This window comes from Streptomyces sp. NPDC037054 (assembly GCF_055606745.1).
Map to the genome: position 1 here is coordinate 354,052 of NZ_JBVJSJ010000004.1, position 24,407 is coordinate 378,458.

The following is a 24,407-nucleotide window of genomic DNA, read 5'->3' on the forward strand; positions in this document are numbered from 1 at the left end:
CGTTGTCGGCCGCTTCCCGTAGACTCCCCCGCGATCATGCAAGGCCATGGCTCGGGGGAGTGCAACGTGGTTGCTGGGCAAGGAAGTTGGACGGGCGGCACGCTGCGGGGGCGGGAGGCTCTCAAGCCGAAGAACCTCGCGCGTGCCGTGTTCCACCCGGCGTGGATCCCGCCCGCGCTGGACCCGACGGTGGAGAGCCTCAAACGCGCGCGGCTCATCGCCGGGACGGTCGCGGCGGTCGGCGTCTACACGTTCGTCGAGGGCGGCTTCGCCTTCGACGAGGTGCTGGAGAACATGCTGACGGCGTCCGCCGTGCTGCTGTTCATCACGCCGCTGACGGTCGCCGTGATGCTGTTCGTGTGGCGGGGCGGCGGCCGGGTGCGGGACATGAGGCAGCCGCTGTTCAACTCGCTGAAGCTGCTGCTGGCGTTCGTCGGTACCGTCGTCGCGACGGTGATGGTGTGGCGGTTCGCCGCGGGCACGGGACTGTTCGTGCTGCTGCTCGGCCCGGTCGCGATCTGGCTGACCGTCGTCGTCATCCGCGGCGCCGTGCACGTCTCCGGGAACTTCTTCGGGACCGCGGGTGTGCACCGCTGCCTGCCGCCGCTGCTCGCCACCGTCACGTCCTGGCTGATGGCCCTGCCGGACCTCCTCACGGGCGACCTGCACGGGCTCGGCCTCGCCCTCGGGATCCTGTTCATCCTGGGCGCGCCGGTCACCGTCACGGGCATCGCCCTCCTGGAGGCCAAGCGGCTCAGGGACCGCTACGGCATCCGGCTGGGGGCCCACCCGGCGACGCTGCCGGCACCGCTGCCCCACACGCCTCCCGTGCCTCCCACGCCGCCCGCGTACCCGCCGGTCGGCCCGGCCCCGGGCCATGTGCCCCCGCAGGCACCGCCGCCCCAGGGCAACCCGTACGGGCAGCCGCCGTACGGTCGGCCCTACGGACAGCCGTACGCCCCTCCGCACGCGCCGTACGGAGGCCACCCGCCGCACCCGACGGGCACCCCGCACCCGTACGCACCGCAGCCCGGCCAAAACCCCTACGCGCCCCCGCCCGGCCCGAACGGCTTCACGCCGCGGCGCTGAGCCTCACGCCGCGGTGCTGGGGGCCGAGGTGCCTCACGCCACCGCGCTGAGCGTGTCCGCCAGGCGGCGGCGGGCCGCGCGCGCCGCGGGCAGGGCGGCGAGGGCCACGGCGCCCAGCACCGCCGCCGAGCCGAACAGCAGCAGCAGCGCGGGGGACGGGACCTGCGCGATGCCGGCGCCGATGCCGCTCGAACTGCCCTGGTAGTCGATCAGCCAGTGCGCCAGCGGCAGCCCGAGGGCCGTGGCGACGACCACGGCGAACAGGGCGGTGCAGCCGGTCGCCGTCACGGTGATCGCGGTGATCTGCCGCGGGGAGAGGCCGATGGCCTTCAGCGCCAGCAGATCGCGTTCGCTCTCGCGGACCGTCCCGCCGATCGCCGTCAGCAGCTCGATCAGCCCGATGAGGGCGAGCACGCCGATCACCCCGACGACGACGCCCCGCAGCGGGGACAGCCCGTCGGCCGGGTTCGGCACCGTGTGCACGTCCAGGTGGCCGTCTCCCGCCTCCGTGAGCCGGGTGGCCACCGTGCCGGGGTCGGCGCCCGGTTCGAGCCTGAGCTGGTAGAGGGTGGGCTTCAGCTGGGGGTCGTTCTCGCGCAAGGTGTCCAGTGAGGTGGAGATGACCCGGCCGGCGTTCTCCGGTTCGATGCTGCGGCCCACGATGTGCAGGATCTGCGGCTGGTCGCCCACGGTCATGCGCACCCAGTCGCCGACGCGCACGTCCAGCAGGTCGAGCAGCCCCTGCCCCGCGACGGCCTCGTCGGAACCGCGCGCGGCTCTGCCCTCGGCGAGGGGGTACGGGTACGGGTTCTCGCGCGTGCCGAGGCCGCGCAGCGCGATGGTGGCGGTCTGGCCCGGCACCAGCGCGGCCACCTCGACGCCGGGATGCGCGGCGGCGACCTGCGGATCGCGTTCCAGCAGGGCGCGGGTGTCCCGGTCGCCCAGCCCGGCGTCCGCGCGGACGGTGAGCGCGGCCGGCAGCCCGATGCGCTCGGGGCTGTCGTGGAAGCGCTCGATGGTGGTCCAGGCGCTCATCGCGACGATGATCAGCAGCAGCGGCAGCGCGAGCCGCGCGACCGTGCCGAGCGAGCGGGGACGGTGCGAGGACGCCTTGTGCCAGCCGAGGACGAGCGCGGGCGGCACCCTCATGCCCAGCGCCCGGCGCGCCGCCGCCGGCAGGTGCCCGCCCGAGGGAGCGGCGGGCCTCGGCAGCGGCACTGGCGGCACCCGGCCCGCCCGCCAGGCCGCGAGCCCGGTCGTCGCGCCGATGAACAGCACCGCGCCCGCCGGCACCACGCCCAGCGCCAGGGTGTGACCGGGCAGCCCCTGCCACACGCCCACCGCGTCGCCGAGCCGTCCGGGGATGCGGCTGCCCAGTGCCTCGGCGAGCGCGGCGGCGGACACGGCGCCCAGCAGCGCGTAGGCGATGTGCTGGATCAGGAAGACCCGGACGACCTGGCCGGGCGTGAAGCCGATCGCCTTCAGCACCGAGATGTCCCGCAGATGGCCCCGGATGCGGGTGCCGATCGCGCCGTGCACCGCGAGCCCGGCCGCGACCAGTGCGCCGAGCCCGAACAGCCCGAGCACCTGCCCGAGCAGCTTGTTGTCGCCCTGTGCCTCGGCCCGCGCCTGTTTCCAGGTGCTGACCTCGCCGATCGCGCCCGCGCCCAGCACGGTCACCGCGCGCTGCACGGCGTAGTCCGTGTCCTCCGGGTCGGTCAGGCGCAGCCCGATCGCCTGGCCGGTCGGCTCGGGCACGACGGACGGCTGCGTCCACACGAGGCCGGGCCGCTCGCCCGGCCGGTAGCGCCGCTCGGCGCTGTCGGCGATGCCGAGGACGGTCAGGGTGCGGGCCGAACCGGGCACGGTGACCGTGTCGCCGGGCTCGGCCAGCAGCGCGCGGGCGACGCGCGTCTCCAGGACCACGCCGTCCGGGGACTTCGGGTCGAGCCAGCGACCGGAGGTGAGCAGCGGGCGGCCGACCTCGGGCAGCGCACGGGTGCCGCGCAGCTCGACAGAGGCGCGGGTGCCGCGTGCGGTGACGGCGGTCGACTCGGTCGGATAGGGGCCGGCGACGGACTCGACGCCGTCCAGCGCGGCCAGGGCGGCCGGATCGGCGGACAGGGAGGTGTGCAGCCAGACGTGCGCGCCGCGGGCCTGCGTGAAGACGCGCTGCCAGGGGTTGGTCGCGTACCCGAACAGGGCCGTGGCCAGCAGCAGCGAGGCGACGATGCCCGCGGTGGCCAGCACCAGGAACAGGGCCTCGCCGCGGTGGGTGCGCAGATCGGAGTGCGCCCAGCGCATGGTGGCTCGCACGGGCTCAGCCTCCCGGCTCGCGCACGGCGCGGCGGCTCCGGAACGGGCCGCGGTCCTCGCCGCCGGTCCGCCCCGGTGCGCGCACCGCGGCTCGGCAGTCGTACGGCATCAGTCGCGCACCCCGCATCGGTCCCTGGGCTCCGGCACCTCGCATCAGTCCTTGAGCTCCAGCACCCCGGATATGCCGGCGCCGCGCGACGGCGTGCCGTCCAGTACGGCGTCGTCGGCGATCCGGCCGTCGAAGAAGCTGATGACGCGGTCGGCGGCGCTCGCCAGCCGCGCGTCGTGGGTGACCAGCAGGATCGTCTGACCGCGCTGGTGGAACCGGGACAGCAGGCGCATCACCTCGCGGGTGCCCTTGCTGTCGAGGCTGCCCGCGGGCTCGTCGGCCAGCAGCAGCGGCGGGTGGTTGACCAGCGCCCGGGCCAGCGCGACCCGCTGCTGCTCACCGCCGGACAGCTCGCCCGGCATGCCGCGCTCCTTGCCGGCGAGGCCCAACTCGGCCAGCAGCCGCTCCCGTTCGGCGCGTGCCTGCTTCGGCGGCACCCCGGCGAGCAGCGCGGGCAGCTCCACGTTGTCGGCGACCGACAGGTTGGAGACGAGGTTGAAGAACTGGAAGACGATCCCGATGCGCTTCCTGCGCTCCACCGCCCAGCGCGCCTCGCCGTAGGCGTCCGTGCACTCGCCGTCCAGCCAGATGCTGCCCGCGTCGGGGCGCTGCAGCCCGCCGAGCAGATGCAGCAGCGTCGACTTGCCGGCGCCGGACGGGCCGGTGATCGCCACGAACTCGCCCGCCCGCACGCTCAGGTCGACGCCCCGCACGGCGTGGGCGGGCGCGCCCTCGCCGTGGTGCGTCTTGACCAGGCCCTGGGCGCGCAGCACGGGAGTGGAACCGTCGTTCACTCCAGCTCCTCCAGCTCTTCCTGACACCGCTCGAGCCAGTCGAGATCGGCCTGCAGGTGCAGCATCGCGCCCTCGATGAGCAGGTGCGCGATGCGGTTGTCCCGGTCTTCGGCGGCGGCCAGTTTGGACAGACTGCGCATCGTGTTGAGGTACTGGCGCCGCTGCTTGTTGATCAGGGCGATCTGGTCGGCGAGGCCGGTCTGCGGGGCGAGCGCGAGTTTCATGAAGAACTCGTCCCGCACCCGCGGCTCGTCCTCGGGCTCCTCGAACCAGGCGCGCAGCGCCTCGCGCCCGGCGTCGGTGAGGTGGTAGACCTTCTTGTTGGGCCGGCTGGACTGGTGGACGTCCTCGCCCTCGATCAGTCCCGACTTCTCGAGGCGGCCGAGGGTCACGTAGATCTGGCCGACGTTCGGCTGAGGGTACGCGGAGCCCAGCAGGAGCTCAAGGTCCTGTTTGAGCTCGTAGCCGTGAGCCGGGCCGCGTGCGAGGAGTGCCAGGAGGGGCAGACGCACTCGTCCAGTCCTCCCTGTCCTCGTAAAGTGCTCCAGGCCCTAGTATCGCCCATTACCTAACAGGTATACATGGCCATCGACCGCGGGCGAAGACGCCCGGTCCCGGTGTTCAGGGAGGAACCTATGCGGTGGATGCGCGCCGCCGGTAGGTCCCTCCTGGTTCTCGCGGTGCTCCTGACCGGGTACGCGGCCTCCGGGGCGCGGGCCGAGGGCGGCTCCGCCGACGGGCGCGGACCGCTCACGCTGGCCACCGCGGGAGACCTCACCGGCTACCTCGGGCCGCTCCTGGAGGGCTGGAACCGCACGCATCCCGGCGAGCACGTCACGCTCGTCGAGCTGCCGGACTCCGCGGACGAGACCCGCGCGCAGATGGCGACGGACCTGCGGGGCGGCGGTGAGCGCAGCCGGTTCGACGTCCTCAACATCGACGTCAACTGGACGTCCGAGTTCGCGGCGGCCGGCTGGATCCGCCCGCTGCCGCGCGACCGCTTCCCGCTCGGCACCTTCCTGCAACCGGTGGTCGACACGGCCACCTACGACGGCAGGCTGTACGCCGTGCCGTACGTGACCAACGCCGGGCTGCTGCTGTACCGCAAGGACGTCCTCGCGAAGGAGGGCGTGCCGCCGCCGCGCACCTGGGCCGAACTGGAGCACGCGGCGAAGACCGTCGCGCCGAAGTACGGACTCGACGGGTACGCGGGCCAGTTGCTGCCCTACGAAGGGCTGACCGTCAACGCGGCCGAGGCCGTCTACTCGGCGGGCGGCACGATCCTCGGCGACGAGGGCGAGCGGGTCACCGTCGACTCGCAGGCGGCCCGCGAGGGCATCGGCTTCCTCGTGCGCGGCGTCCGCGAGGGCTGGATCCCGCGCCGGGCGCTGACGTACAAGGAGGAGGAGTCCAAGCAGGCCTTCCAGGACGGCCGGCTGCTCTTCCTGCGGAACTGGCCCTATGCCTACGTCGGCGCCTCGGCCCCCGACTCACGCGTCGCCGGCAAGGTCGGCGCCGTGCCGCTGCCCGGGCCCGACGGTCCGGGCACCAGTGTGCTCGGCGGCTCCAACCTCGCCGTCAGCTCCCACGCGCGGCACCCCGACTCCGCGGCGCGGCTCATCGCGTACCTCACCAGTGAACGCGTCCAGCGCCAGGTCCTCACCGAGGGCGCCCTGCCGCCCGTACGCGCCGATCTCTACGCGGACCCCGAGCTGATCGCCAGGTTCCCGTACCTGCCGACGCTGCGCGAGAGCGTGCTCGCGGCGGAGCCGCGCCCCAAGAGCCCGCGCTACGACCAGGTCTCCCTGGTGGTGCAGGCGGTCGTGCACGACGCGCTGACCGGACGCGGCACGCCCGAGGCGGCGGTGCGGCGGCTGGCGCGCGAGCTCGCCGCTGTCTCCCGGTGATCTCCCTCTAGTTACCTGTTAGGTAACGCGCACATATCAACTCAGTGCGGGATGCCCGAATGTGGCCGGATATTGTCTGGTCAACTCGCCAGTAGCATCCGCACGTTCATTGACACCCTCTCGTCACGGCTACTTAACATGCATGCATAACGTCCGGCACGACAGGCACGCACAGACAGGTCGACGGGGTGAGTCTCAAGCGCATCGACACCCACCGCTGGTGGCGCGACGCAGTGATCTACCAGGTGTACGTCCGCAGCTTCCTGGACAGCACCGGTGACGGCATCGGCGATCTCGCCGGCGTCCGGGCAGGACTGCCCTACCTCAAGAAGCTCGGCGTGGACGGGATCTGGCTGAGCCCGTTCTACCCCTCCCCGCAGCACGACCACGGCTACGACGTCGCCCACTACTGCGGCGTCGACCCCGTCTTCGGCGACCTCGACGAGTTCGACCGGCTGATGGGCGCCGCACGCCGGCTCGGCATCCGCGTCCTGCTCGACATCGTCCCGAACCACTGCTCCAGCGAGCACGCCTGGTTCCGCGAGGCCCTCGCCGCCGCGCCCGGCAGCCCCGAGCGCGCCCGCTTCCACTTCGCCGACGGCCGCGGCCCGGACGGCGACGAGCCGCCCAACAACTGGCACGCCATGTTCGGCGGGCCGGCCTGGACCCGCGTCACCGAGGCCGACGGCCGGCCCGGCCAGTGGTACCTGCACATGTTCACGCCGGAACAGCCCGACTGGAACTGGCGCAACCCCGAGGTCCCCGCCGAGTTCGAGGAGGTCCTGCGCTTCTGGCTCGACCGGGGTGTCGACGGCTTCCGCATCGACGTCGCCGCCGGCCTCTACAAGCACCCCGACCTGCCGGACTCCCCGGACCCCGAGGCCGACGCCCGCACCCGCGACTCGGTCAACCCGCTCGCCTGGAACCAGCCCGAGGTGCACGACGTGTGGCGCCGCTGGCGGGCCATCTGCGAGGAGTACACCGCCCGCGACGGCCACGACCGCCTGCTCGTCGGCGAGGTCTCCGTGCCCACCGCCCGCGAACACGCCAAGTACGTCCGCCCGGACGAGCTCCACCAGGCGTTCTTCTTCGACCTGCTCAGCGCGCCCTGGGACGCCGACGCCTTCCGCAAGGTCATCTCCGAGGCCATGCAGGACATCGCGGGCACCGGCTCCACGGTCACCTGGGTGCTCAACAACCACGACCAGGTCCGCACCGTCACCCGCTACGGCGAGCACGACCCGCAGGGCAGCGGCCTCGGCGCCGCCCGCGCCCGCGCCGCCGCGCTGCTGATGCTGGCGCTGCCCGGCGCCGCGTACATCTACCAGGGCGAGGAACTGGGCCTGCCCGAGGTCGTCGACCTGCCCGACGACGTCCTCACCGACCCCATATTCCACCGCACCGGCAGCCGTGCCCGGATCCGCGACGGTTGCCGGGTGCCGCTGCCCTGGTCCGGACAGGCCTCCCCGTTCGGCTTCACCTCCGGGGCGGAGAGCGCCAAGCCGTGGCTGCCGCAGCCCGAGTACTTCGCCGAGTACGCCACCGACCGGGCGCTCGCCGACACCCGCTCCTTCTGGCACCTCTACCGCGACGGACTCCAACTGCGCGCCGCCCTGCCCCAGTTGGGCGAGGGCACGCTGCACTGGCTGGAGGCCGGGCCCGAGGTGCTGGCCTTCGACCGCGGCGACGGCCTCGTGTGCGCCGTGAACTTCGGGACGGTGCCCGTGCCCGCGCCGGCCCCCGGCACCCCCCTGCTGTCCAGCGGCCCCTGCCCCGCCGGGGAGCTCCCCGGCTCCACGGCCGCCTGGTGGCTCACCGACCACTGAGCCACCCCGGAACTTTCCGTCAACTCCCCATCCATGAAGGGACATCAACGATGATGCGACGACGTACCACCCTCCTCGCGAGCTGCACCGCCATAGCCCTCGCCTTCGGCTCCACCGCGTGCGGCGGCGGCGACGACGTCTCCGCCGGCGGCGGCGACAAGGCCCTCAGCGGCCAGACCGTCACCGTGGCCGGCGTCTGGTCCGGCACCGAGCAGAAGAACTTCCAGAAGGTGCTGGACGCCTTCACCGAGAAGACCGGCGCCAAGACGCAGTTCGTGCCCACCGGCGACAACGTCTCCACCGTCATCGGCAGCAAGATCGAGGGCGGCCAGGCGCCCGACGTCGTGATGGTCCCGCAGGTCGGCGTCCTCCAGCAGTTCGCCAAGAACGGCTGGCTCAAGCCGCTGTCCGCGAAGACCCAGTCGGCCGTGGACGAGAACTTCGCGCCGGTGTGGAAGAACTACGGCAGCGTCGACGGCAAGCTCTACGGCCTCTACTTCAAGGCCGCCCACAAGTCGACGGTCTGGTACAGCCCCGACGCCCTCGCCCAGGCCGGCGTCGAGACGCCGAAGACCTACGACGAGATGCTGAAGGCCGGCAAGACCGTCTCCGACTCCGGGCTCGCCGCGTTCTCCGTCGCCGGCCAGGACGGCTGGACGCTGACCGACTGGTTCGAGAACATCTACCTCTCCCAGGCCGGACCGGAGAAGTACGACGCTCTCGCCGCCCACGAGATCAAGTGGACCGACCCGACCGTCGTCGACGCGCTCACCACGCTCGGCAAGCTGTTCAAGGACAAGCAGCTCATCGCCGGCGGCCAGAAGGGCGCCCTGAACACCGACTTCCCCGGCTCGGTGGAGAAGGTCTTCGGCCCCAAGCCCGAGGCCGGCATGGTCTACGAGGGCGACTTCGTCGCCGGTGTCGCCAAGGACCAGTTCGGCAAGAAGATCGGCGAGGACGCCAACTTCTTCCCGTTCCCGCCCGTCGGCTCCGGTGAGGCCCCCGTGGTCTCCGGCGGCGACGCGGCCGTCGTCCTGAAGGACGCCAAGAACGGCAAGGCCGGCATGGCGCTCCTGGAGTACCTCGCCACCCCCGAGGCCTCCGCGGTGTGGGCCGAGATCGGCGGATACCTCTCCCCGAACAAGGCGCTCGACCTCGCCTCCTACGGCGACGACGTGACCCGCGCGACCGCCAAGTCCCTCGTCGACGCCGGTGACTCCGTGCGCTTCGACATGTCCGACCAGGCCCCGGCCGCGTTCGGCGGCACCAAGGGCACCGGCGAGTGGAAGATCCTCCAGGACTTCCTGCGCGACCCGTCCAACCCGAAGGCCACGGCGGCCGAGCTGGAGAAGGCGGCTGCCAAGGCGTACGGGAGCTGACCTGCCATGACCGCCACCTTGGTGAAAGAGGAAGCGGGGCCGCCCACCGCGGCCGGCCCCGCGCCGGGGCCCCGGCGGCTCCGGCGCCGCGGCCGGATCATCGCCCTGCTGTTCGTGTTCCCTGCGGTCCTGTTGCTGGGCGCCCTGGTCGTCTACCCCGTGCTGTTCTCGGTCGGGCGGAGCTTCTTCGACGCCTCCGGCAACAACTTCGTCGGCGCCGAGAACTACACCGAGATGTTCCAGGACCCGGCGACGCTGAAGGCCATCCGGAACACGACGATCTGGGTGGTGGTGGCGCCGGCCCTGCTGACCGGCCTCGGTCTGATCCTGGCCGTCCTGGTGGAGAAGGTGCGCTGGGCGACCGCCTTCAAGCTGCTGCTGTTCATGCCGATGGCCGTGTCCTTCCTCGCCGCCGGCATCATCTTCCGGCTCGCCTACGAGGAGGACCCGGACAAGGGCGTGCTCAACGCCGCCGTGATCTCCGTCCACGACGCCTTCAAGGACACCGCGTCCTACCCGACCGCCCGCGCCCGGGACGGTCAGGGCGTCGTCAAGGGCGCCGACGGCTCGTACCGCACGGACACCGCCGTCTCACCCGGCGACACGGTCAACCTGGGCCTCGTCGGCGTCCTGCCGGACGACCTGCCCGGCGGCGCCGAGCCCGCCCACGAGGCCGCCGCCCGCAAGGCCGGCGCCGACGAGCTCAGCGGTGTGGTCTACCTGGACTTCACACCCGGTGGAGGAGGGGAGCAGGGCCGCGTCGACCAGCGCGAGAGCGGCCTGCCCGAGATGAAGGTCGAGGCGGTCCGCGACGGCAAGACGGTCGCGAGCACCACGACCGGATCGGACGGCTCCTTCTCGTTCACGGGTCTGGCGGACGGCTCCTACGAGGTGAGGCTGCCCGCCACGAACTTCGCACCCCCGTACGACGGCATCTCCTGGCTCGGGCCGACTCTGGTCACCCCGGCGATCATCGGGGCGTACCTGTGGATCTGGACCGGCTTCGCGATGGTACTGATCGGTGCGGGTCTCGCCACGCTGCCCCGGGACGCTCTCGAGGCGGCACGCATGGACGGAGCCAACGAGTGGCAGATCTTCCGGCGCATCACCGTACCGCTGCTCGCCCCCGTGCTTACGGTCGTCTTTGTGACGCTCGTGATCAACGTCATGAAGGTCTTCGACCTGGTCTACATCATCGCCCCCGGCCCCGTGCAGGAGGACGCAACCGTCCTCGCCACCCAGATGTGGCTCGTGTCGTTCGGCGGGGGCAACAACCAGGGCCTCGGCAGTGCGCTGGGTGTGCTGCTTCTGGTGCTGGTGATCCCCGCGATGGTGTTCAACGTCCGGCGCTTCCGAAGGAGTCAGCGATGAACTCGGCGATGAACGCCATACGCCGTGGGCTGAGCAGCGCCGCCGTGCAGGCCTTCCTCGTCCTGATCGGCTTCGTGTGGCTGACGCCGCTGGCCGGACTGTTCCTGTCCTCCATGCGCTCCGCCGAGGAGTCCGCGCAGGGCGGCTGGTGGACGGCGTTCACCAGCCCCGGGCAGTTGTCCTTCGACAACTACTCGGCGCTGCTGGAGAACGCGGGCATCACGCAGGCCTTCTGGAACACCGTGCTGATCTCGGTGCCGACGACCGTCCTGGTCGTCGTCATCGCGGCCCTCGCCGGATACGCCTTCGCCTGGCTCGAGTTCCCCGGCCGCGACTCGGTGTTCCTGCTGGTGGTCGCCCTGCTGGTGGTGCCGGTGCAGATCGGTCTGCTGCCGGTCGCCAAACTCTTCGGCCAGCTCGGCCTGTTCGGCACGATCCCGGGCGTGGTCCTGTTCCACGTTGCCTACGGGCTGCCGTTCGCGGTGTTCCTGCTGCGGAACTACTTCGCCGAGATGCCCAAGGAGATGCTGGAGGCCGCCCGCATGGACGGCGGCAGCGAGTGGCGGATCTTCATCCAGCTGGTGCTGCCCGTGGGCCGCCCGGCGATCGCCTCGCTGGCCATCTTCCAGTTCCTGTGGGTGTGGAACGACATGCTGGTGGCGCTGCTCTTCGCGGACAGCTCCTCGCAGCCGCTGACGGTGGAACTCCAGTCGCAGATCCGCCAGTTCGGCAGCAACGTGGACGTCCTGGCGCCCGGCGCCTTCGTCTCCCTGATCGTGCCCCTGGTGGTCTTCTTCGCCTTCCAGCGGCACTTCGTGCAGGGCGTCATGGCCGGTTCGGTCAAGTAGGGACCGGTCGGGCCACGCCCGCCCCACGAGCGCCGGCCCCCCGCTTTCGGCGGAAAGCGGGGGGCCGGCTTTTCGTGTCGGGGCAGTGTGCTCGTCAGGCCGTCGCCGGCGGGTACAGCGCCCTCGGCAGCCGCGAGGCCGCCGCCGAGTCCAGCAGCCACAGGGTGCGGGCCCGGCCGTACGCGCCCGCCGCCGGGGCCTGGATCTCCCCGGCGCCCGACAGCGCGATCTCGGCGGCCTCCGCCTTGTCCTCCCCGGCGGCCAGCAGCCACACCTCGCGGGCCGCGCGGATCGCCGGAAGCGTCAGCGTCACCCGGGTCGGCGGCGGCTTCGGGGCGCCGTGCACCCCGACCACCGTCCGCTCCGTCTCCCGGACCGCCGGGAGCTCCGGGAACAGCGACGCCACGTGCGTGTCCGGGCCGACGCCCAGCATCAGCACGTCGAACACCGGGACCGGACCGTGGTTCTCGGGACCGGCCGCGCGGGCCAGCTCCTGCGCGTAGGCGGAGGCCGCCGCGTCCACGTCCGAGCCGTACGGGCCGTCCGACGCCGGCATCGCGTGCACCCGCTCCGGGTCCAGCGGCACCGAGTCGAGCAGCGCCTCACGCGCCTGCGTGACGTTGCGCTCCGGATCGCCGTCGGGCAGGAACCGTTCGTCGCCCCACCACAGGTCGAGCCGGCCCCAGTCGACCGCGTCCCGCGCGGGCGCCGCGGCCAGCGCCGCCAGCAGGCCGTTGCCGTTGCGGCCGCCCGTCAGCACCACGGACGCCGAACCCCGCGAGGCCTGCGCGTCCACGATCCTCGTGATCAGCCGGGCCGCCGCGGCCTGCGCCATCAGCTCCTTGTCGCGGTGCACGACCAGCTGCGGTGCCGTACTCATTTCGCCGCCGCCTTCTTCGCCGGAACCTTCGCCGGAGCCTTCTTCGCCGCGCGCTTGGCGGGCGCCTTCGCCGCCGACTCCTCGGGGGCCTCGACCGCCACGGGGCCGTCGTCGGTCACCTCGGGGTTGCCGGACGCCGCGGGCGCCTCGGGGACGTCGTCGGCCGCCGGGGTCCGGTCGGTCACCCGGTCGCCGTCGCCCGCCGCGGGCCGTCCCGCCGCCGACACCTCCAGCCGGTCCACGCCGTAGCGCAGCGCCGAGGCGTAGGTGTCGTCCGGGTCGAGCCGCCGCAGCTCCTCCGCGATCAGCTCGGCCGTCTCCCGCCGCTTCAGTGCCACCGCGCGGGCCGGCTGGCCCTCGATGGCCAGCGTCGCCAGCGAGCCGTCCGCCCGGTCCAGCACGATCGGGCCGCAGTCGGTGTCCATGCGGACCGCCGTCAGCCCCGGCCCCGGCGACGTCGAGCGCTTCACGGGCACGTCCAGCCGGTCCGCGAGCCACATCGCCAGCAGCTCACAGCTCGGGTTGAACTCCTCGCCCTCCACCTCGACGCCCCGCACCTCGCACACGACCTGGTCGAGGGCCGCCGCCAGCATCGAACGCCACGGCGTGATGCGCGTCCACGACAGGTCCGTGTCGCCCGGCGTGTACGACTCGGCGCGCGCCGCCAGCTCGCGCACCGGCTGCTCCGAGGCGTAGCTGTCGGTGACCCGGCGCTGCGCCAGGGCGCCCAGCGGGTCGTTGGCCGGGTCCAGCGGCGCGTTCACCGGCCACCAGACCACCACCGGGGCGTCCGGCAGCAGCAGCGGGAGCACCACCGACTGGGCGTGGCCGACCACGTCGCCGTACAGCCGCAGCACGACCGTCTCGCCGGTGCCCGCGTCCGCGCCCACCCGCACCTCGGCGTCCAGCCGGGACTGCGTGCGGTCGCGCGGGGTGCGCGAGACGCGCTTGATGACGACGAGGGTGCGCGAGGGGTGCTCGCGCGACGCCTCGTTCGCCGCCTTCAGCGCGTCGTACGCGTTCTCCTCGTCCGTGACGATGACCAGCGTGAGCACCATGCCGACGGCCGGCGTGCCGATCGCCCGGCGGCCCTGCACCAACGCCTTGTTGATCTTGCTGGCCGTGGTGTCCGTGAGGTCTATCTTCATGGCCGGCGCCAGCTCCGTCCGTCTCGCTCGAGCATTTCGTCCGCCTCGACGGGTCCCCAGGTACCGGCCGGGTACTGGGCGGGCTTGCCGTGGGTGTCCCAGTACTCCTCGATCGGGTCGAGGATCTTCCAGGACAGCTCGACCTCCTCGGTGCGGGGGAAGAGGTTCGAGTCGCCGAGCAGCACGTCCAGGATCAGCCGCTCGTACGCCTCCGGGCTGGATTCCGTGAACGACTCGCCGTAGGCGAAGTCCATGGACACGTCCCGGATCTCCATCGACGTGCCCGGCACCTTCGAACCGAAGCGGACCGTGACGCCCTCGTCCGGCTGGACGCGGATCACGATCGCGTTGGAGCCGAGCTCCTCGGTGGCCGTGGTGTCGAAGGGGGAGTGCGGGGCCCGCTGGAAGACGACCGCGATCTCCGTGACGCGCCGGCCGAGCCGCTTGCCGGTGCGCAGGTAGAAGGGGACGCCCGCCCAGCGGCGGTTGTCGATGCCGACCTTGATCGCGGCGTAGGTGTCGGTCTTCGACGACGGGTCGATGCCCTCCTCGTCGAGATAACCGACGGCCTTCGCGCCGCCCTGCCAGCCGGCCGTGTACTGGCCGCGCACGGTGTCGCGCCCCAGGTCCCGCGGCAGCCGCACGGCGCCGAGCACCTTGGTCTTCTCCGCGGCCAGCGCGTCCGCGTCGAAGGAGGCGGGCTCCTCCATCGCGGTCAGCGCGAGGAGCTGGAGCAGGTGGTTCTGGATGACGTCGCGGGCGGCGCCGATGCCGTCGTAGTAGCCGGCCCGGCCGCCGATGCCGATGTCCTCGGCCATGGTGATCTGCACGTGGTCCACGAAGGACCGGTTCCAGATCGGCTCGAACATCGTGTTGGCGAACCGCAGCGCCAGGATGTTCTGGACGGTCTCCTTGCCCAGGTAGTGGTCGATGCGGAAGACCTGGTCCGGGGCGAAGACCTCGTGGACGACCTTGTTCAGCTCCTCGGCCGACTTCAGGTCGTGTCCGAACGGCTTCTCGATGACCGCGCGGCGCCAGGAGCCGCTCGTCTGGTCGGCCAGGCCGTGCTTCTTCAGCTGCTGGATGACCACCGGGAAGGACCGCGGCGGCACCGACAGGTAGAAGGCGAAGTTGCCGCCCGTGCCCTGCGCCTTGTCCAGCTCGTCGATCGTGGCGCGCAGCCGCTCGAAGGCCTCGTCGTCGTCGAACGTGCCCTGCACGAAGCGCATGCCCTGGATGAGCTGCTGCCAGACCTCCTCGCGGAAGGGCGTGCGGGCGTGCTCCTTGACGGCGTCGTGGACCTCCTGCGCGAAGTCCTCGTTCTGCCACTCGCGGCGGGCGAAGCCGACGAGGGAGAAGCCCGGCGGCAGCAGACCCCGGTTCGCGAGGTCGTACACCGCGGGCATGAGCTTCTTGCGGGACAAATCGCCCGTGACGCCGAAAATGACCAGGCCCGACGGCCCCGCGATACGCGGGAGCCGTCGGTCTGCGGGGTCACGCAGCGGGTTGCTGCTCGACAAGGCGTCAGCCCTCCGAGGGGGCGAGGCGCTCGAGCTCGGCCTCGGTCGACTTCAGCAGGTCGTTCCAGGACGCCTCGAACTTCTCGACGCCCTCGACCTCCAGGAGCCGCACCACCTCGTCGTACGAGATGCCGAGCGCCTCCACCGCGTCCAGGTCGGCGCGGGCCTGCTCGTAGGTGCCGGCGACGGTGTTGCCGGTGATCTCGCCGTGGTCGTCGGTGGCCTCCAGGGTGGCCTCCGGCATGGTGTTCACCGTGTTCGGCGCGACCAGGTCGACGACGTACATGGTGTCCCGGTACGCCTTGTCCTTCACGCCCGTCGACGCCCACAGCGGACGCTGACGGTTGGCACCGGCGTTCTCCAGCGCCGACCAGCGGTCGGACGAGAACACCTCCTCGTACGCCTGGTAGGCCAGACGCGCGTTGGCGACGGCGGCCTTGCCGCGCAGCGCCTTGGCCTCGTCGGTGCCGAGCGCGTCGATCCGCTTGTCGATCTCGGTGTCCACGCGGGACACGAAGAACGACGCCACGGAGTGGATCTTCGACAGGTCCAGGCCGCGCTCCTTGGCCTTCTCCAGACCGGCCAGGTACGCGTCCATGACCTTGCGGTAGCGCTCCAGCGAGAAGATCAGCGTGACGTTGACGCTGATGCCGTTGCCGATCACCTCGGTGATCGCCGGCAGGCCCGCCTCGGTGGCCGGGATCTTGATGAGCGTGTTCGGCCGGTCCACCAGCCACGCCAGCTGCTTGGCCTCGGCGACCGTCGCCCGCGTGTCGTGGGCCAGGCGCGGGTCGACCTCGATCGAGACCCGGCCGTCCTGGCCGCCCGTCGCGTCGAAGACCGGGCGCAGGATGTCGGCGGCGTCACGGACGTCCGCCGTCGTGATCATTCGAATGGCCTCTTCGACCGTGACCTTCCGCGCGGCGAGGTCGGCGAGCTGCTGGTCGTAGCCGTGGCCCTCCGAGATCGCCTTCTGGAAGATCGACGGGTTGGTGGTGACGCCCACGACGTGCTGCTGGTCGATCAGTTCGGCCAGGTTGCCGGACGTGATCCGCTTGCGCGACAGGTCGTCCAGCCAGATCGCGACGCCTTCCTCGGAAAGGCGCTTCAGTGCGTCTGTCATGGAAATTCCATCTCCTACGTGTCGTATGTGAGCGTCAGCGCCGGGCCGCGGCGATCGATTCCCGCGCGACGGCGGCCACGTTCTCCGGAGTGAAACCGAACTCGCGGAAGAGCACCTTGCCGTCGGCGGACGCACCGAAGTGCTCCAGGGAAACGATGCGGCCCGCGTCTCCCACGTACTTGTGCCAGGTCAGACCGATACCGGCCTCGACCGCGACGCGTGCCTTCACGGCCGGCGGCAGGACGCTGTCCCGGTACCCCTGGTCCTGCTCCTCGAACCACTCCACGGACGGCATCGACACCACCCGCGTCGGCACACCCTCGGCCTGCAGCCGCTCGCGCGCCTCGACGGCGACGTGCACCTCGGAACCGGTGGCGATCAGGACGACCTCGGGCTCGCCGCCCTCCGCCTCGAACAGCACGTAGCCGCCCTTGGCCGCGTCCTCGTTCGGCTCGTACGTCGGCACGCCCTGCCGGGTCAGCGCCAGGCCGTGCGGGGTGCCCTTGCCGAACTCCTTCGTCCAGCGGCGCAGGATCTCGCGCCAGGCGATCGCGGTCTCGTTGGCGTCGGCCGGGCGCACGACGTTCAGGCCCGGGATGGCGCGCAGCGAGGCGAGGTGCTCGACCGGCTGGTGGGTCGGGCCGTCCTCGCCGAGACCGATGGAGTCGTGCGTCCACACGTAGGTGACCGGCAGGTGCATCAGCGCGGACAGCCGCACCGCGTTGCGCATGTAGTCGGAGAACACCAGGAAGGTGCCGCCGTAGATGCGGGTGTTGCCGTGCAGCGCGATGCCGTTCATCTCCGCGGCCATGGAGTGCTCGCGGATGCCGTAGTGGATCGTGCGGCCGTACGGGTTCGCCTCCGGCAGCGGGTTGTCCGCCGGAAGGAAGGAGCTCGTCTTGTCGATCGTGGTGTTGTTGGAGCCCGCGAGGTCGGCCGAGCCGCCCCACAGCTCCGGGATCACCGCGCCGAGCGCCTGGAGGACCTTGCCGGACGCGGCGCGCGTGGCGACGCCCTTGCCCGCCTCGAAGACCGGGATCTTCTCCTCCCAGCCCTTGGGCAGCTCGCCCGCGGCGATGCGGTCGAACTCGGCGGCGCGCTCCGGGTTGGCGGTGCGCCACGCCTGGAACGACTTCTCCCACTCCGCCTTCGCCTCGCGGCCGCGCTCCAGCGCCTTGCGGGTGTGGGTGATGACCTCGTCGCTGACCTCGAAGGTCTGCTCCGGGTCGAAGCCCAGGACGCGCTTGGTCGCGGCCACCTCGTCGTCGCCGAGCGCCGAGCCGTGGGCGGCCTCGGTGTTCTGCGCGTTCGGGGCGGGCCAGGCGATGATCGAGCGCATCGCGATGAACGACGGCCGGTCGGTGACCGCCTTGGCCTCCTGGATCGCCGCGAAGATCGCCGCGGGGTCCAGGTCGCCGTTGGCCTGCGGCTCGACGCGCTGCACGTGCCAGCCGTAGGCCTCGTACCGCTTGACGGTGTCCTCGGACACCGCCGTCTCGGTGTCGCCCTCGATCGAGATGTGGTTGTCGTCCCACAGCAGGATCAGGTTGCCGAGCTTCTGGTGCCCGGCCAGCGAGGACGCCTCGGCGGAGATGCCCTCCTGGAGGCAGCCGTCACCGGCGATGCAGTAGACGAAGTGGTCGAACGGGGAGGTGCCCTCGGGGGCCTCCGGGTCGAACAGGCCGCGCTCGTAGCGGGCCGCCATCGCCATGCCGACCGCGTTGGCGACACCCTGGCCCAGCGGGCCGGTGGTCGTCTCCACGCCCGTGGTGTGGCCGTACTCCGGGTGGCCCGGGGTCTTCGAGCCCCAGGTGCGGAAGGCCTTCAGGTCGTCCAGCTCCAGGCCGAAACCGGCGAGGTACAGCTGGGTGTAGAGGGTCAGGGACGAGTGGCCGGCGGACAGCACGAAGCGGTCACGTCCGACCCAGTCCGCGTCGGCCGGGTCGTGCCGCATCACCTTCTGGAAGAGGGTGTAGGCGGCGGGCGCCAGGCTCATCGCCGTACCGGGATGGCCGTTTCCGACCTTCTGTACGGCATCGGCGGCCAGGACGCGCGCGGTGTCGACGGCCCGCTGGTCCAGCTCGGTCCAGTCGAGGTCTGTGGTGGTCGGCTTGGTGCTCACCCTGAGTCAGGGCTCCTCTCCACATGTCGGATGCCGGCGCACGTGACGCCCGCCGGCAGCCGGCGTATTGCCAAAACGTCGGCCGGCCGCAGCCGAGCCTACCCCCGAAGCGCATGCGATTTTTCGGCCCAATCCAGACTGTGGCAACTCTTTCCGATCCGCCTCCCGACCAGGCCTCTTCGGTGCTCGACATCTGAATACGGAGCCGGTCAAACGAGTGCTCAATCGAGCCTCGGAACGCCCGTCGGAGGACCCTTCCACCAGCGGCTGCGACCCCCCTCGGGGCGGCCCCGTCAACACGACCGACCCCCGCGAAGATCCGGGTATGGGCAACGTCTACAGTGGCGTGGTACGCGCGAGCCTTTACCGGGACTTCACACGGGGAGGCTTGCTGGGATGTCTCTGTAGGGGTGTGCGTGACGGCCGTTGAATCCCGTCCAGCGGGGGTAATCGGTGCGAGCCAAAGCCCGGTCCACCGGCCGCTCGGGGCCCGTGTCATGGGGTTCGTGGCTCTCACCAAGCCGCGGATCATCGAACTGCTGCTCATCACCACCGTCCCGGTGATGTTCCTGGCGCAGCAGGGCGTGCCCGACCTCGGCCTCGTGCTGCTCACCTGCCTCGGCGGTTTCCTCTCCGCGGGCGGCGCCAACGCCCTGAACATGTACATCGACCGCGACATCGACGCGCTCATGGACCGCACCTCCCAGCGCCCGATCGTCACCGGCATGGTCAGCCCCCGCGAGGCCCTCGCCTTCGGCATCGCCCTCGCGGTCGTCTCCACCCTGCTCTTCGGCCTGACCGTCAACTGGCTCTCGGCCTGGCTCTCCCTCGGCGCCCTGCTGTTCTACGTCGTCGTCTACACGATGCTCCTCAAGCGCCGCACCTCGCAGAACATCGTCTGGGGCGGCATCGCGGGCTGCATGCCGGTGCTGATCGGCTGGTCGTCCGTCACGAACTCCATGTCGTGGGCGCCCGTCATCCTCTTCCTCGTCATGTTCTTCTGGACGCCGCCGCACTACTGGCCGCTGTCCATGAAGGTCAGGGACGACTACGCGCGCGTGGGCGTGCCGATGCTCCCGGTCGTCGCCTCCAACAAGGTCGTCGCCCGCCAGATCGTCCTCTACAGCTGGGTCATGGTCGGCGTGTCGCTGCTGCTGACGCCGCTCGGCTACACCGGCTGGTTCTACACGGCGGTCGCCCTGCTGGCCGGCGGGTTCTGGCTGTGGGAGGCGCACGGCCTGCAGAACCGCGCCAAGGCCGAGGTGACCGGCGCGAAGCTGAAGGAGATGCGGCTGTTCCACTGGTCCATCACCTATGTGTCGATCCTCTTCCTGGCGATCGCCGTCGACCCGTTCCTGCGCTGACGCACGTCACACCGGCCCGCCCTCGCCAGTCGATCTACCGATGAGTAGCATCCTGGCCATGGCAGACACGCAGCAGGTTGACGCGAAGGCCGAGCGCACGATCGCCCGCCTCGCCAAGCGGATCGACGCCTTCGCCAAGGCGCACGGCGGCGCCGAGGGCCAGGTGGCGTACCTCGGGGAGCGCGGCGCCCGGATCGTGCTCGTCGGCGAGGACGGCGGCTGGGGCGACCTGGTCGCACCCAGCTACGGCATCGCCGAGAAGGCGGTCGAGAAGGCCGGCATCACCGTCCACGAGGACTTCGACGGCGAGTTCGCGGCCAAGGTGAAGACGGGGCCGTACGAGTGGTCCCGCATGGCGGGCATCCAGGTCGGCGGTCCGCGCAACACCTGAGGCCGGGTTCACCCGTTAGGACCGTAGGAAGCCGTTCGCGGCACGGTCCAGCCACGGGGAGCCCGGATGATCGAAACGCCGTCCCTCGTGGACCAGTACTGCCACGGCGTGGTGCGGACGGAGCTGGGCCTCGGCACCTTCGAGGCCCGGCTGGCCCGCACCGAGGGACCACCCGCGCCGGGCACCACTTTGTTCGACACCCAGACCGGCTTCGCGGTACGCCGCTGGTGCCCGCCCCTGCTCGGCCTGGAACCGCACTGCCCGCCCGCCCGCTACCTGGCCCGGCGCCGGGAACTCGGCGTCCTGGAGGCGGGCCGCCGGCTGCTGCGCGGCAGCGGCATCACCACCTACCTCGTCGACACCGGTCTGCCCGGCGACCTCACCGGGCCCGACGAGATGGCCTGCGCGGGCGCAGCCGACGCCCACGAGATCGTGCGCCTCGAACAGCTCGCCGAGCAGGTCGCCGACACCTCGGGGACGGTCGAGTCCTTCCTCGCCAACCTCGCCGAGTCCGTGCACGGCGCCGCCGCGCACGCCGTCGCCTTCACGTCCGTCGCCGGGGTGCGGCACGGCCTCGCGGTCGCGCCGGAGCCGCCCGGGCCGGGGGAGGTGCGGGGCGCCGCCGCGCGCTGGCTGGCCGCCAGGCCGGTCGGCGGGGAGCTGAGCGACCCGGTGCTGCTGCGCCACCTGCTGTGGATCGCGGTCGCCTCCGGACGCCCCCTGCAACTGCACGCGGGGCTCGGCGAGCCCGGCACGCGCATCGACCGCACCGACCCGGCGCTGCTCACCGACTTCGTCCGGGCGACGGCCGGGCTCGGCACCGACCTGGTCCTGCTGCACGGCTACCCCTACCACCGGCACGCCGCCCACCTCGCCGGGGTGTTCCCGCACGTCTACGCCGACTCGGGCGCCGCGCTGGTGCGCACCGGGGCGCGGGCCGCGACCGTCCTCGCGGAGATCCTGGAGCTCGCGCCGTTCGGCAAGATCCTCTTCTCCAGCGGCGCCCACGGGCTGCCCGAGCTGCACGTCGTGGCCGCCCGCCTGTTCCGCGAGGCGCTCGGACGCGTGCTGGGCACCTGGGTCGCCGACGGCGCGTGGTGCCTGGCCGACGCGGAGCGGGTCGCCGGCATGATCGCCTCGGGCAACGCGTGCCGCGTGTACGGGCTGGGGTGAGCCGCGCGCCTGCTCGGGCCGTCGTCGGCCCCTCCCTGCGGCAGCCGGTCCGCTCAGGCCGTCGTGAGACTCGCCTCGGCCGACGGCTTCGGCAGCTCGGCGTCCGGCCACGGACGCTCACGCAGCGCCAGCACCACCCGCAGCACGGCGATCCACGTCACCGCCGAGCCGAACATGTGCAGGCCGACCAGCACCTCGGGCAGGTCGGTGAAGTACTGCACGTAGCCGATGGCGCCCTGCGCGAGCAGCACCAGGAACAGGTCGCGCGTCCGGGCCAGCGGGCCGCGCGGCGCGTCGACCGCCTTCAGCACGAACCACAGGGCGAACGTCAGCGTCACCACGATCCACGCCAGCACGGCGTGCAGCTTGCTCACCGTCTCCCAGTCGACCGGCATCCGCTCGACCTCGCTGGAGTCGCCCGCGTGCGGGCCCGCGCCGGTGACGACCGTGCCGACCAGGATCAGCAGCACGGTCACGGCGACCAGCACCCACACCAGCTGCTGGACGGACTTGCCCACCAGCGGGCGCGGCGGGGCGTCGCCCTCCCGGGTGCGCTGCCACATCACCGTCGCCACCGCGATCAGCGCCGACGTGGCCACGAAGTGCGCCGCGACCGTGTACGGGTTCAGGCCCACCAGCACCACGATGCCGCCGAGGACCGCGTTGCTCATCACGATCCAGAACTGCGCCCAGCCCAGCCGGGTCAGGCCGCGCCGCCGGGGCTTCTCGGCGCGCGCGGCGATGATCGCCCAGCCGACGGCGGCGCACAGCACGTACGTCAGCATGCGGTTGCCGAACTCGATGACGCCGTGGACGCCCATCTCGCTGGTCGCGGTGAGCGAGTCGGCGGTGCACTTGGGCCAGGTCGGGCAGCCGAGGCCGGAGCCCGTCAGGCGTACGGCACCGCCGGTGACCACGATGATCACCGACATGACGAGCGCGGAGAGGGCCGCCCGCCGGACCGTCCGGGGGTCCGGGGTCCAGCGTTCGGCGATGAAGGCGAGCGGGTTGCGCACGGCGGACAGGGCGTCGGCGCGGGTCACGTTTGGCACGCGCACCATGGTAGGCCGCGCGCTTGTGCACGCTTTCACGAGGGTGCGGTTCCGGGTGCCCGCCCGGCTCCCCGCGCAAGGCCCCTCTACTCCCAGCGGAAGAACCGCCCGGCCGCGGCGAGCCCGGCGACCGCCCACACCGCCAGGATCGCGAGGTTGCCCCAGGGCATGCCCGCCCCGTGCTGGAGCACGTCCCGCAGGCCGTCGGAGAGCGCCGAGATCGGCAGCAGACCGAGGACGTCCTGCGCGCCGGCCGGGAACTTGTCCAGCGGCACGATCACGCCGCCGCCGACGAGCAGCAGCAGGAAGACCAGGTTCGCGGCGGCCAGCGTCGCCTCGGCCCTGAGCGTGCCCGCCATCAGCAGGCCGAGCCCGGAGAAGGCGGCCGTGCCCAGCACGAGGAGCAGCAGCACGGCGAACGGGTTGCCGTGCGGCGACCAGCCCAGCGCGAAGGCGATCGCCGTCAGCAGCACGATCTGGAGCACCTCGGTGACCAGCACGGACACCGTCTTGGCGGTCATCAGCGCCCAGCGCGGCAGGGGCGAGGCCGCGAGCCGCTTCAGCACGCCGTAGCGGCGCTCGAAGCCCGTGGCGATGGCCTGCCCGGTGAACGCCGTCGACATCACGGCGAGCGCGAGGACGCCGGGGGTGAGGAAGTCGACGGCCTTCCCGGTGCCGGTGTCGACGATGTCGACGGTGCTGAACAGCACCAGCAGCAGCGTGGGGATCACGACGGTCAGCAGCAGCTGCTCGCCGTTGCGCAGCAGCATCCGCGTCTCCAGCGCGGCCTGCGCGGCGATCATCCGGTGGAGGGGGGCCGCCCCGGGACGCGGGCTGTACTGGCCCGTACCAGTGGCCGTCACGAGCGCAGCTCCTTGCCGGTCAGCTCCAGGCTGTGCCGTCCCGGGGGGCAACCCCCGGACCCCCGGCCGAACCCCTTGCGGGCGGTGTTCACGAACGCAGCTCCTTGCCGGTCAGCTCCAGAAACACGTCTTCGAGGGTGTGCCGTTCCACCGAGATGCGGTCCGGCATCACGCCGTGCTGGGCGCACCACGACGTGACCGTCGCCAGCAGCTGCGGGTCGACCTTGCCGGTGACGCGGTACGAGCCCGGTGTCAGCTCGGCGGCCAGGGCGTCGGAGGGCAGCGCCTTGAGCAGGGAGCCGACGTCGAGGCCGGGGCGGCCGGTGAAGCGCAGGGTGTTCTCGGCGCCGCCGCGGCACAGCTCCTCGGGGGAGCCCTGGGCGACGACCCGGCCGCCGTCGATGATCGCGACGTCGTCGGCGAGCTGCTCGGCCTCGTCCATGTGGTGCGTGGTGAGGATCACGGCGACGCCGTCGGCGCGCAGGTCCCGTACGAGGTCCCAGGTGGCGCGGCGGGCCTGCGGGTCGAGTCCCGCGGTCGGCTCGTCGAGGAACACCAGCTCGGGGCGGCCGACGACGGCCATGGCGAGCGCGAGCCGCTGCTGCTGGCCGCCGGACAGCCGGCGGTAGCCGGTCCGGCCGCAGGAACCGAGGCCGAGGCGCTCGATCAGGGCGTCGACGTCGAGCGGGTGCGCGTGCAGCCTGGCGACGTGCCGCAGCATCTCGTCGGCCCGGGCGCCGGAGTAGACGCCGCCGGACTGGAGCATCACGCCGATGCGGGGCCGCAGCTCGGCGGCCTGCCGCACCGGGTCGAGCCCCAGGACGCGTACCGTGCCGCCGTCCGGTCTCCGGTAGCCCTCGCAGGTCTCGACGGTGGTCGTCTTGCCCGCCCCGTTGGGGCCGAGTACGGCGGTGACGCCCTCCCGGGCCACCAGGTCGAGGCCGTTCACCGCGGTCTTCGTGCCGTACCGCTTCACCAGGGCGTGGACCTGGACCACGGGCTCACTTCGCATGGGTCACGAGTCTAGGGACGCGCCTGGGCCCGCCGACCGGCGGGCCCAGGAGTTCCTCCGCACGGGCGGGCGCACGCCGTCGCGGAGGCCGCGCGGGGCGCGTGCCCGGATCGCTCCGGT

The 24,407-nt window shown here is 72.0% G+C and carries 20 protein-coding genes; 9 read left to right on the forward strand and 11 right to left on the reverse strand.

Going from position 1 to position 24,407, the window contains the following annotated elements; translation table 11 throughout:
* Positions 1–66: 66 nt before the first annotated feature.
* Entirely contained in the window at positions 67–1,089 is a 1,023-nt protein-coding gene (locus tag ACZ7D7_RS12510; RefSeq protein ID WP_470824050.1) for a hypothetical protein, read from the forward strand.
* A 33-nt stretch (positions 1,090–1,122) separates the two neighbouring features.
* Here ACZ7D7_RS12510 and ACZ7D7_RS12515 read toward each other — a convergent pair whose 3' ends face one another.
* From ACZ7D7_RS12515 to ACZ7D7_RS12525, 3 genes are all read right to left on the reverse strand, one after another.
* Positions 1,123–3,405, reverse strand: coding sequence for an ABC transporter permease (locus tag ACZ7D7_RS12515; protein ID WP_470824051.1), 2,283 nt, complete (start codon positions 3,403–3,405; stop codon positions 1,123–1,125).
* Between the two features lie 153 nt (positions 3,406–3,558).
* Positions 3,559–4,308 carry an ABC transporter ATP-binding protein gene (locus ACZ7D7_RS12520; RefSeq protein WP_470824052.1) on the reverse strand — a complete coding sequence of 250 codons (750 nt, stop codon included), beginning with the start codon at positions 4,306–4,308 and terminating at the stop codon, positions 3,559–3,561.
* Positions 4,305–4,820 (reverse strand): PadR family transcriptional regulator, encoded by a 516-nt coding sequence (locus ACZ7D7_RS12525; protein ID WP_470824054.1) that lies wholly within the window; start codon positions 4,818–4,820, stop codon positions 4,305–4,307. Before ACZ7D7_RS12525 ends, ACZ7D7_RS12520 begins: the two co-directional genes overlap by 4 nt.
* Positions 4,821–4,943: 123 nt before the next feature.
* Between ACZ7D7_RS12525 and ACZ7D7_RS12530 the strand changes: the two genes are divergently transcribed.
* The 5 genes from ACZ7D7_RS12530 to ACZ7D7_RS12550 all read left to right on the forward strand — a co-directional run bounded on the left by ACZ7D7_RS12530 (position 4,944) and on the right by ACZ7D7_RS12550 (position 11,639).
* The gene (locus tag ACZ7D7_RS12530) at positions 4,944–6,215 is read left to right on the forward strand and encodes an ABC transporter substrate-binding protein (RefSeq protein ID WP_470824055.1); all 1,272 of its coding nucleotides are present in this window, start codon (positions 4,944–4,946) and stop codon (positions 6,213–6,215) included.
* Between the two features lie 203 nt (positions 6,216–6,418).
* Positions 6,419–8,041 carry a glycoside hydrolase family 13 protein gene (locus ACZ7D7_RS12535; protein WP_470824257.1) on the forward strand — a complete coding sequence of 541 codons (1,623 nt, stop codon included), beginning with the start codon at positions 6,419–6,421 and terminating at the stop codon, positions 8,039–8,041.
* A gap of 50 nt (positions 8,042–8,091) precedes the next feature.
* Complete coding sequence (locus tag ACZ7D7_RS12540; protein WP_470824056.1) at positions 8,092–9,420, forward strand: ABC transporter substrate-binding protein; 1,329 nt, start codon at positions 8,092–8,094, stop codon at positions 9,418–9,420.
* A 6-nt stretch (positions 9,421–9,426) separates the two neighbouring features.
* Positions 9,427–10,791 carry an ABC transporter permease gene (locus tag ACZ7D7_RS12545; RefSeq protein WP_470824057.1) on the forward strand — a complete coding sequence of 455 codons (1,365 nt, stop codon included), beginning with the start codon at positions 9,427–9,429 and terminating at the stop codon, positions 10,789–10,791.
* A gap of 8 nt (positions 10,792–10,799) precedes the next feature.
* Entirely contained in the window at positions 10,800–11,639 is an 840-nt protein-coding gene (locus ACZ7D7_RS12550) for a carbohydrate ABC transporter permease (RefSeq protein ID WP_470824259.1), read from the forward strand.
* Between the two features lie 94 nt (positions 11,640–11,733).
* On the opposite strand, the gene pgl is transcribed toward ACZ7D7_RS12550, so the two are convergent.
* The 5 genes from pgl to tkt are packed head-to-tail and all read right to left on the reverse strand — an operon-like array spanning position 11,734 to position 18,432.
* Complete coding sequence (gene pgl / locus ACZ7D7_RS12555) at positions 11,734–12,519, reverse strand: 6-phosphogluconolactonase (RefSeq protein WP_470824059.1); 786 nt, start codon at positions 12,517–12,519, stop codon at positions 11,734–11,736.
* Positions 12,516–13,667 carry a glucose-6-phosphate dehydrogenase assembly protein OpcA gene (gene opcA / locus ACZ7D7_RS12560; protein WP_470824060.1) on the reverse strand — a complete coding sequence of 384 codons (1,152 nt, stop codon included), beginning with the start codon at positions 13,665–13,667 and terminating at the stop codon, positions 12,516–12,518. The genes pgl and opcA overlap by 4 nt, the downstream gene beginning before the upstream one ends.
* Entirely contained in the window at positions 13,664–15,187 is a 1,524-nt protein-coding gene (gene zwf, locus ACZ7D7_RS12565; RefSeq protein WP_470824061.1) for a glucose-6-phosphate dehydrogenase, read from the reverse strand. Before zwf ends, opcA begins: the two co-directional genes overlap by 4 nt.
* A gap of 4 nt (positions 15,188–15,191) precedes the next feature.
* On the reverse strand, positions 15,192–16,310 hold the full coding sequence (gene tal, locus ACZ7D7_RS12570; protein ID WP_470824062.1) for a transaldolase: 1,119 nt from the start codon (positions 16,308–16,310) through the stop codon (positions 15,192–15,194).
* A gap of 34 nt (positions 16,311–16,344) precedes the next feature.
* On the reverse strand, positions 16,345–18,432 hold the full coding sequence (gene tkt, locus ACZ7D7_RS12575; RefSeq protein ID WP_470824063.1) for a transketolase: 2,088 nt from the start codon (positions 18,430–18,432) through the stop codon (positions 16,345–16,347).
* A 410-nt stretch (positions 18,433–18,842) separates the two neighbouring features.
* On the opposite strand from tkt, the gene ACZ7D7_RS12580 reads away from it, so the two are divergent.
* From ACZ7D7_RS12580 to ACZ7D7_RS12590, 3 genes are all read left to right on the forward strand, one after another.
* Entirely contained in the window at positions 18,843–19,796 is a 954-nt protein-coding gene (locus ACZ7D7_RS12580) for a heme o synthase (protein WP_470824065.1), read from the forward strand.
* 58 nt (positions 19,797–19,854) lie between these two features.
* Positions 19,855–20,187, forward strand: coding sequence for a hypothetical protein (locus ACZ7D7_RS12585; RefSeq protein ID WP_470824067.1), 333 nt, complete (start codon positions 19,855–19,857; stop codon positions 20,185–20,187).
* A 66-nt stretch (positions 20,188–20,253) separates the two neighbouring features.
* The gene (locus ACZ7D7_RS12590) at positions 20,254–21,360 is read left to right on the forward strand and encodes an amidohydrolase family protein (RefSeq protein WP_470824068.1); all 1,107 of its coding nucleotides are present in this window, start codon (positions 20,254–20,256) and stop codon (positions 21,358–21,360) included.
* 53 nt (positions 21,361–21,413) lie between these two features.
* Here ACZ7D7_RS12590 and ACZ7D7_RS12595 read toward each other — a convergent pair whose 3' ends face one another.
* From ACZ7D7_RS12595 to ACZ7D7_RS12605, 3 genes are all read right to left on the reverse strand, one after another.
* Positions 21,414–22,421, reverse strand: a complete 1,008-nt coding sequence (locus ACZ7D7_RS12595) for a COX15/CtaA family protein (RefSeq protein ID WP_470824069.1) — start codon at positions 22,419–22,421, stop codon at positions 21,414–21,416.
* 77 nt (positions 22,422–22,498) lie between these two features.
* Positions 22,499–23,215 carry an ABC transporter permease gene (locus ACZ7D7_RS12600; RefSeq protein WP_470824260.1) on the reverse strand — a complete coding sequence of 239 codons (717 nt, stop codon included), beginning with the start codon at positions 23,213–23,215 and terminating at the stop codon, positions 22,499–22,501.
* Positions 23,216–23,363: 148 nt separating this feature from the next.
* On the reverse strand, positions 23,364–24,287 hold the full coding sequence (locus ACZ7D7_RS12605) for an ABC transporter ATP-binding protein (RefSeq protein WP_470824070.1): 924 nt from the start codon (positions 24,285–24,287) through the stop codon (positions 23,364–23,366).
* Between the last annotated feature and the right edge of the window lie 120 nt (positions 24,288–24,407).

Excerpts from the sequence above, each read along its gene's own strand:
- ACZ7D7_RS12530 (WP_470824055.1), top strand. The coding sequence starts at position 4,944 with ATGCGGTGGATGCGCGCCGCCGGTAGGTCCCTCCTGGTTCTCGCGGTG.
- ACZ7D7_RS12600 (WP_470824260.1), bottom strand. The coding sequence starts at position 23,215 with ATGATCGCCGCGCAGGCCGCGCTGGAGACGCGGATGCTGCTGCGCAAC.
- ACZ7D7_RS12590 (WP_470824068.1), top strand. The coding sequence starts at position 20,254 with ATGATCGAAACGCCGTCCCTCGTGGACCAGTACTGCCACGGCGTGGTG.
- ACZ7D7_RS12540 (WP_470824056.1), top strand. The coding sequence starts at position 8,092 with ATGATGCGACGACGTACCACCCTCCTCGCGAGCTGCACCGCCATAGCC.
- ACZ7D7_RS12605 (WP_470824070.1), bottom strand. The coding sequence starts at position 24,287 with ATGCGAAGTGAGCCCGTGGTCCAGGTCCACGCCCTGGTGAAGCGGTAC.
- tal (WP_470824062.1), bottom strand. The coding sequence starts at position 16,310 with ATGACAGACGCACTGAAGCGCCTTTCCGAGGAAGGCGTCGCGATCTGG.
- opcA (WP_470824060.1), bottom strand. The coding sequence starts at position 13,667 with ATGAAGATAGACCTCACGGACACCACGGCCAGCAAGATCAACAAGGCG.
- ACZ7D7_RS12595 (WP_470824069.1), bottom strand. The coding sequence starts at position 22,421 with ATGGTGCGCGTGCCAAACGTGACCCGCGCCGACGCCCTGTCCGCCGTG.
- ACZ7D7_RS12545 (WP_470824057.1), top strand. The coding sequence starts at position 9,427 with ATGACCGCCACCTTGGTGAAAGAGGAAGCGGGGCCGCCCACCGCGGCC.
- ACZ7D7_RS12550 (WP_470824259.1), top strand. The coding sequence starts at position 10,800 with ATGAACGCCATACGCCGTGGGCTGAGCAGCGCCGCCGTGCAGGCCTTC.
- pgl (WP_470824059.1), bottom strand. The coding sequence starts at position 12,519 with ATGAGTACGGCACCGCAGCTGGTCGTGCACCGCGACAAGGAGCTGATG.
- ACZ7D7_RS12585 (WP_470824067.1), top strand. The coding sequence starts at position 19,855 with ATGGCAGACACGCAGCAGGTTGACGCGAAGGCCGAGCGCACGATCGCC.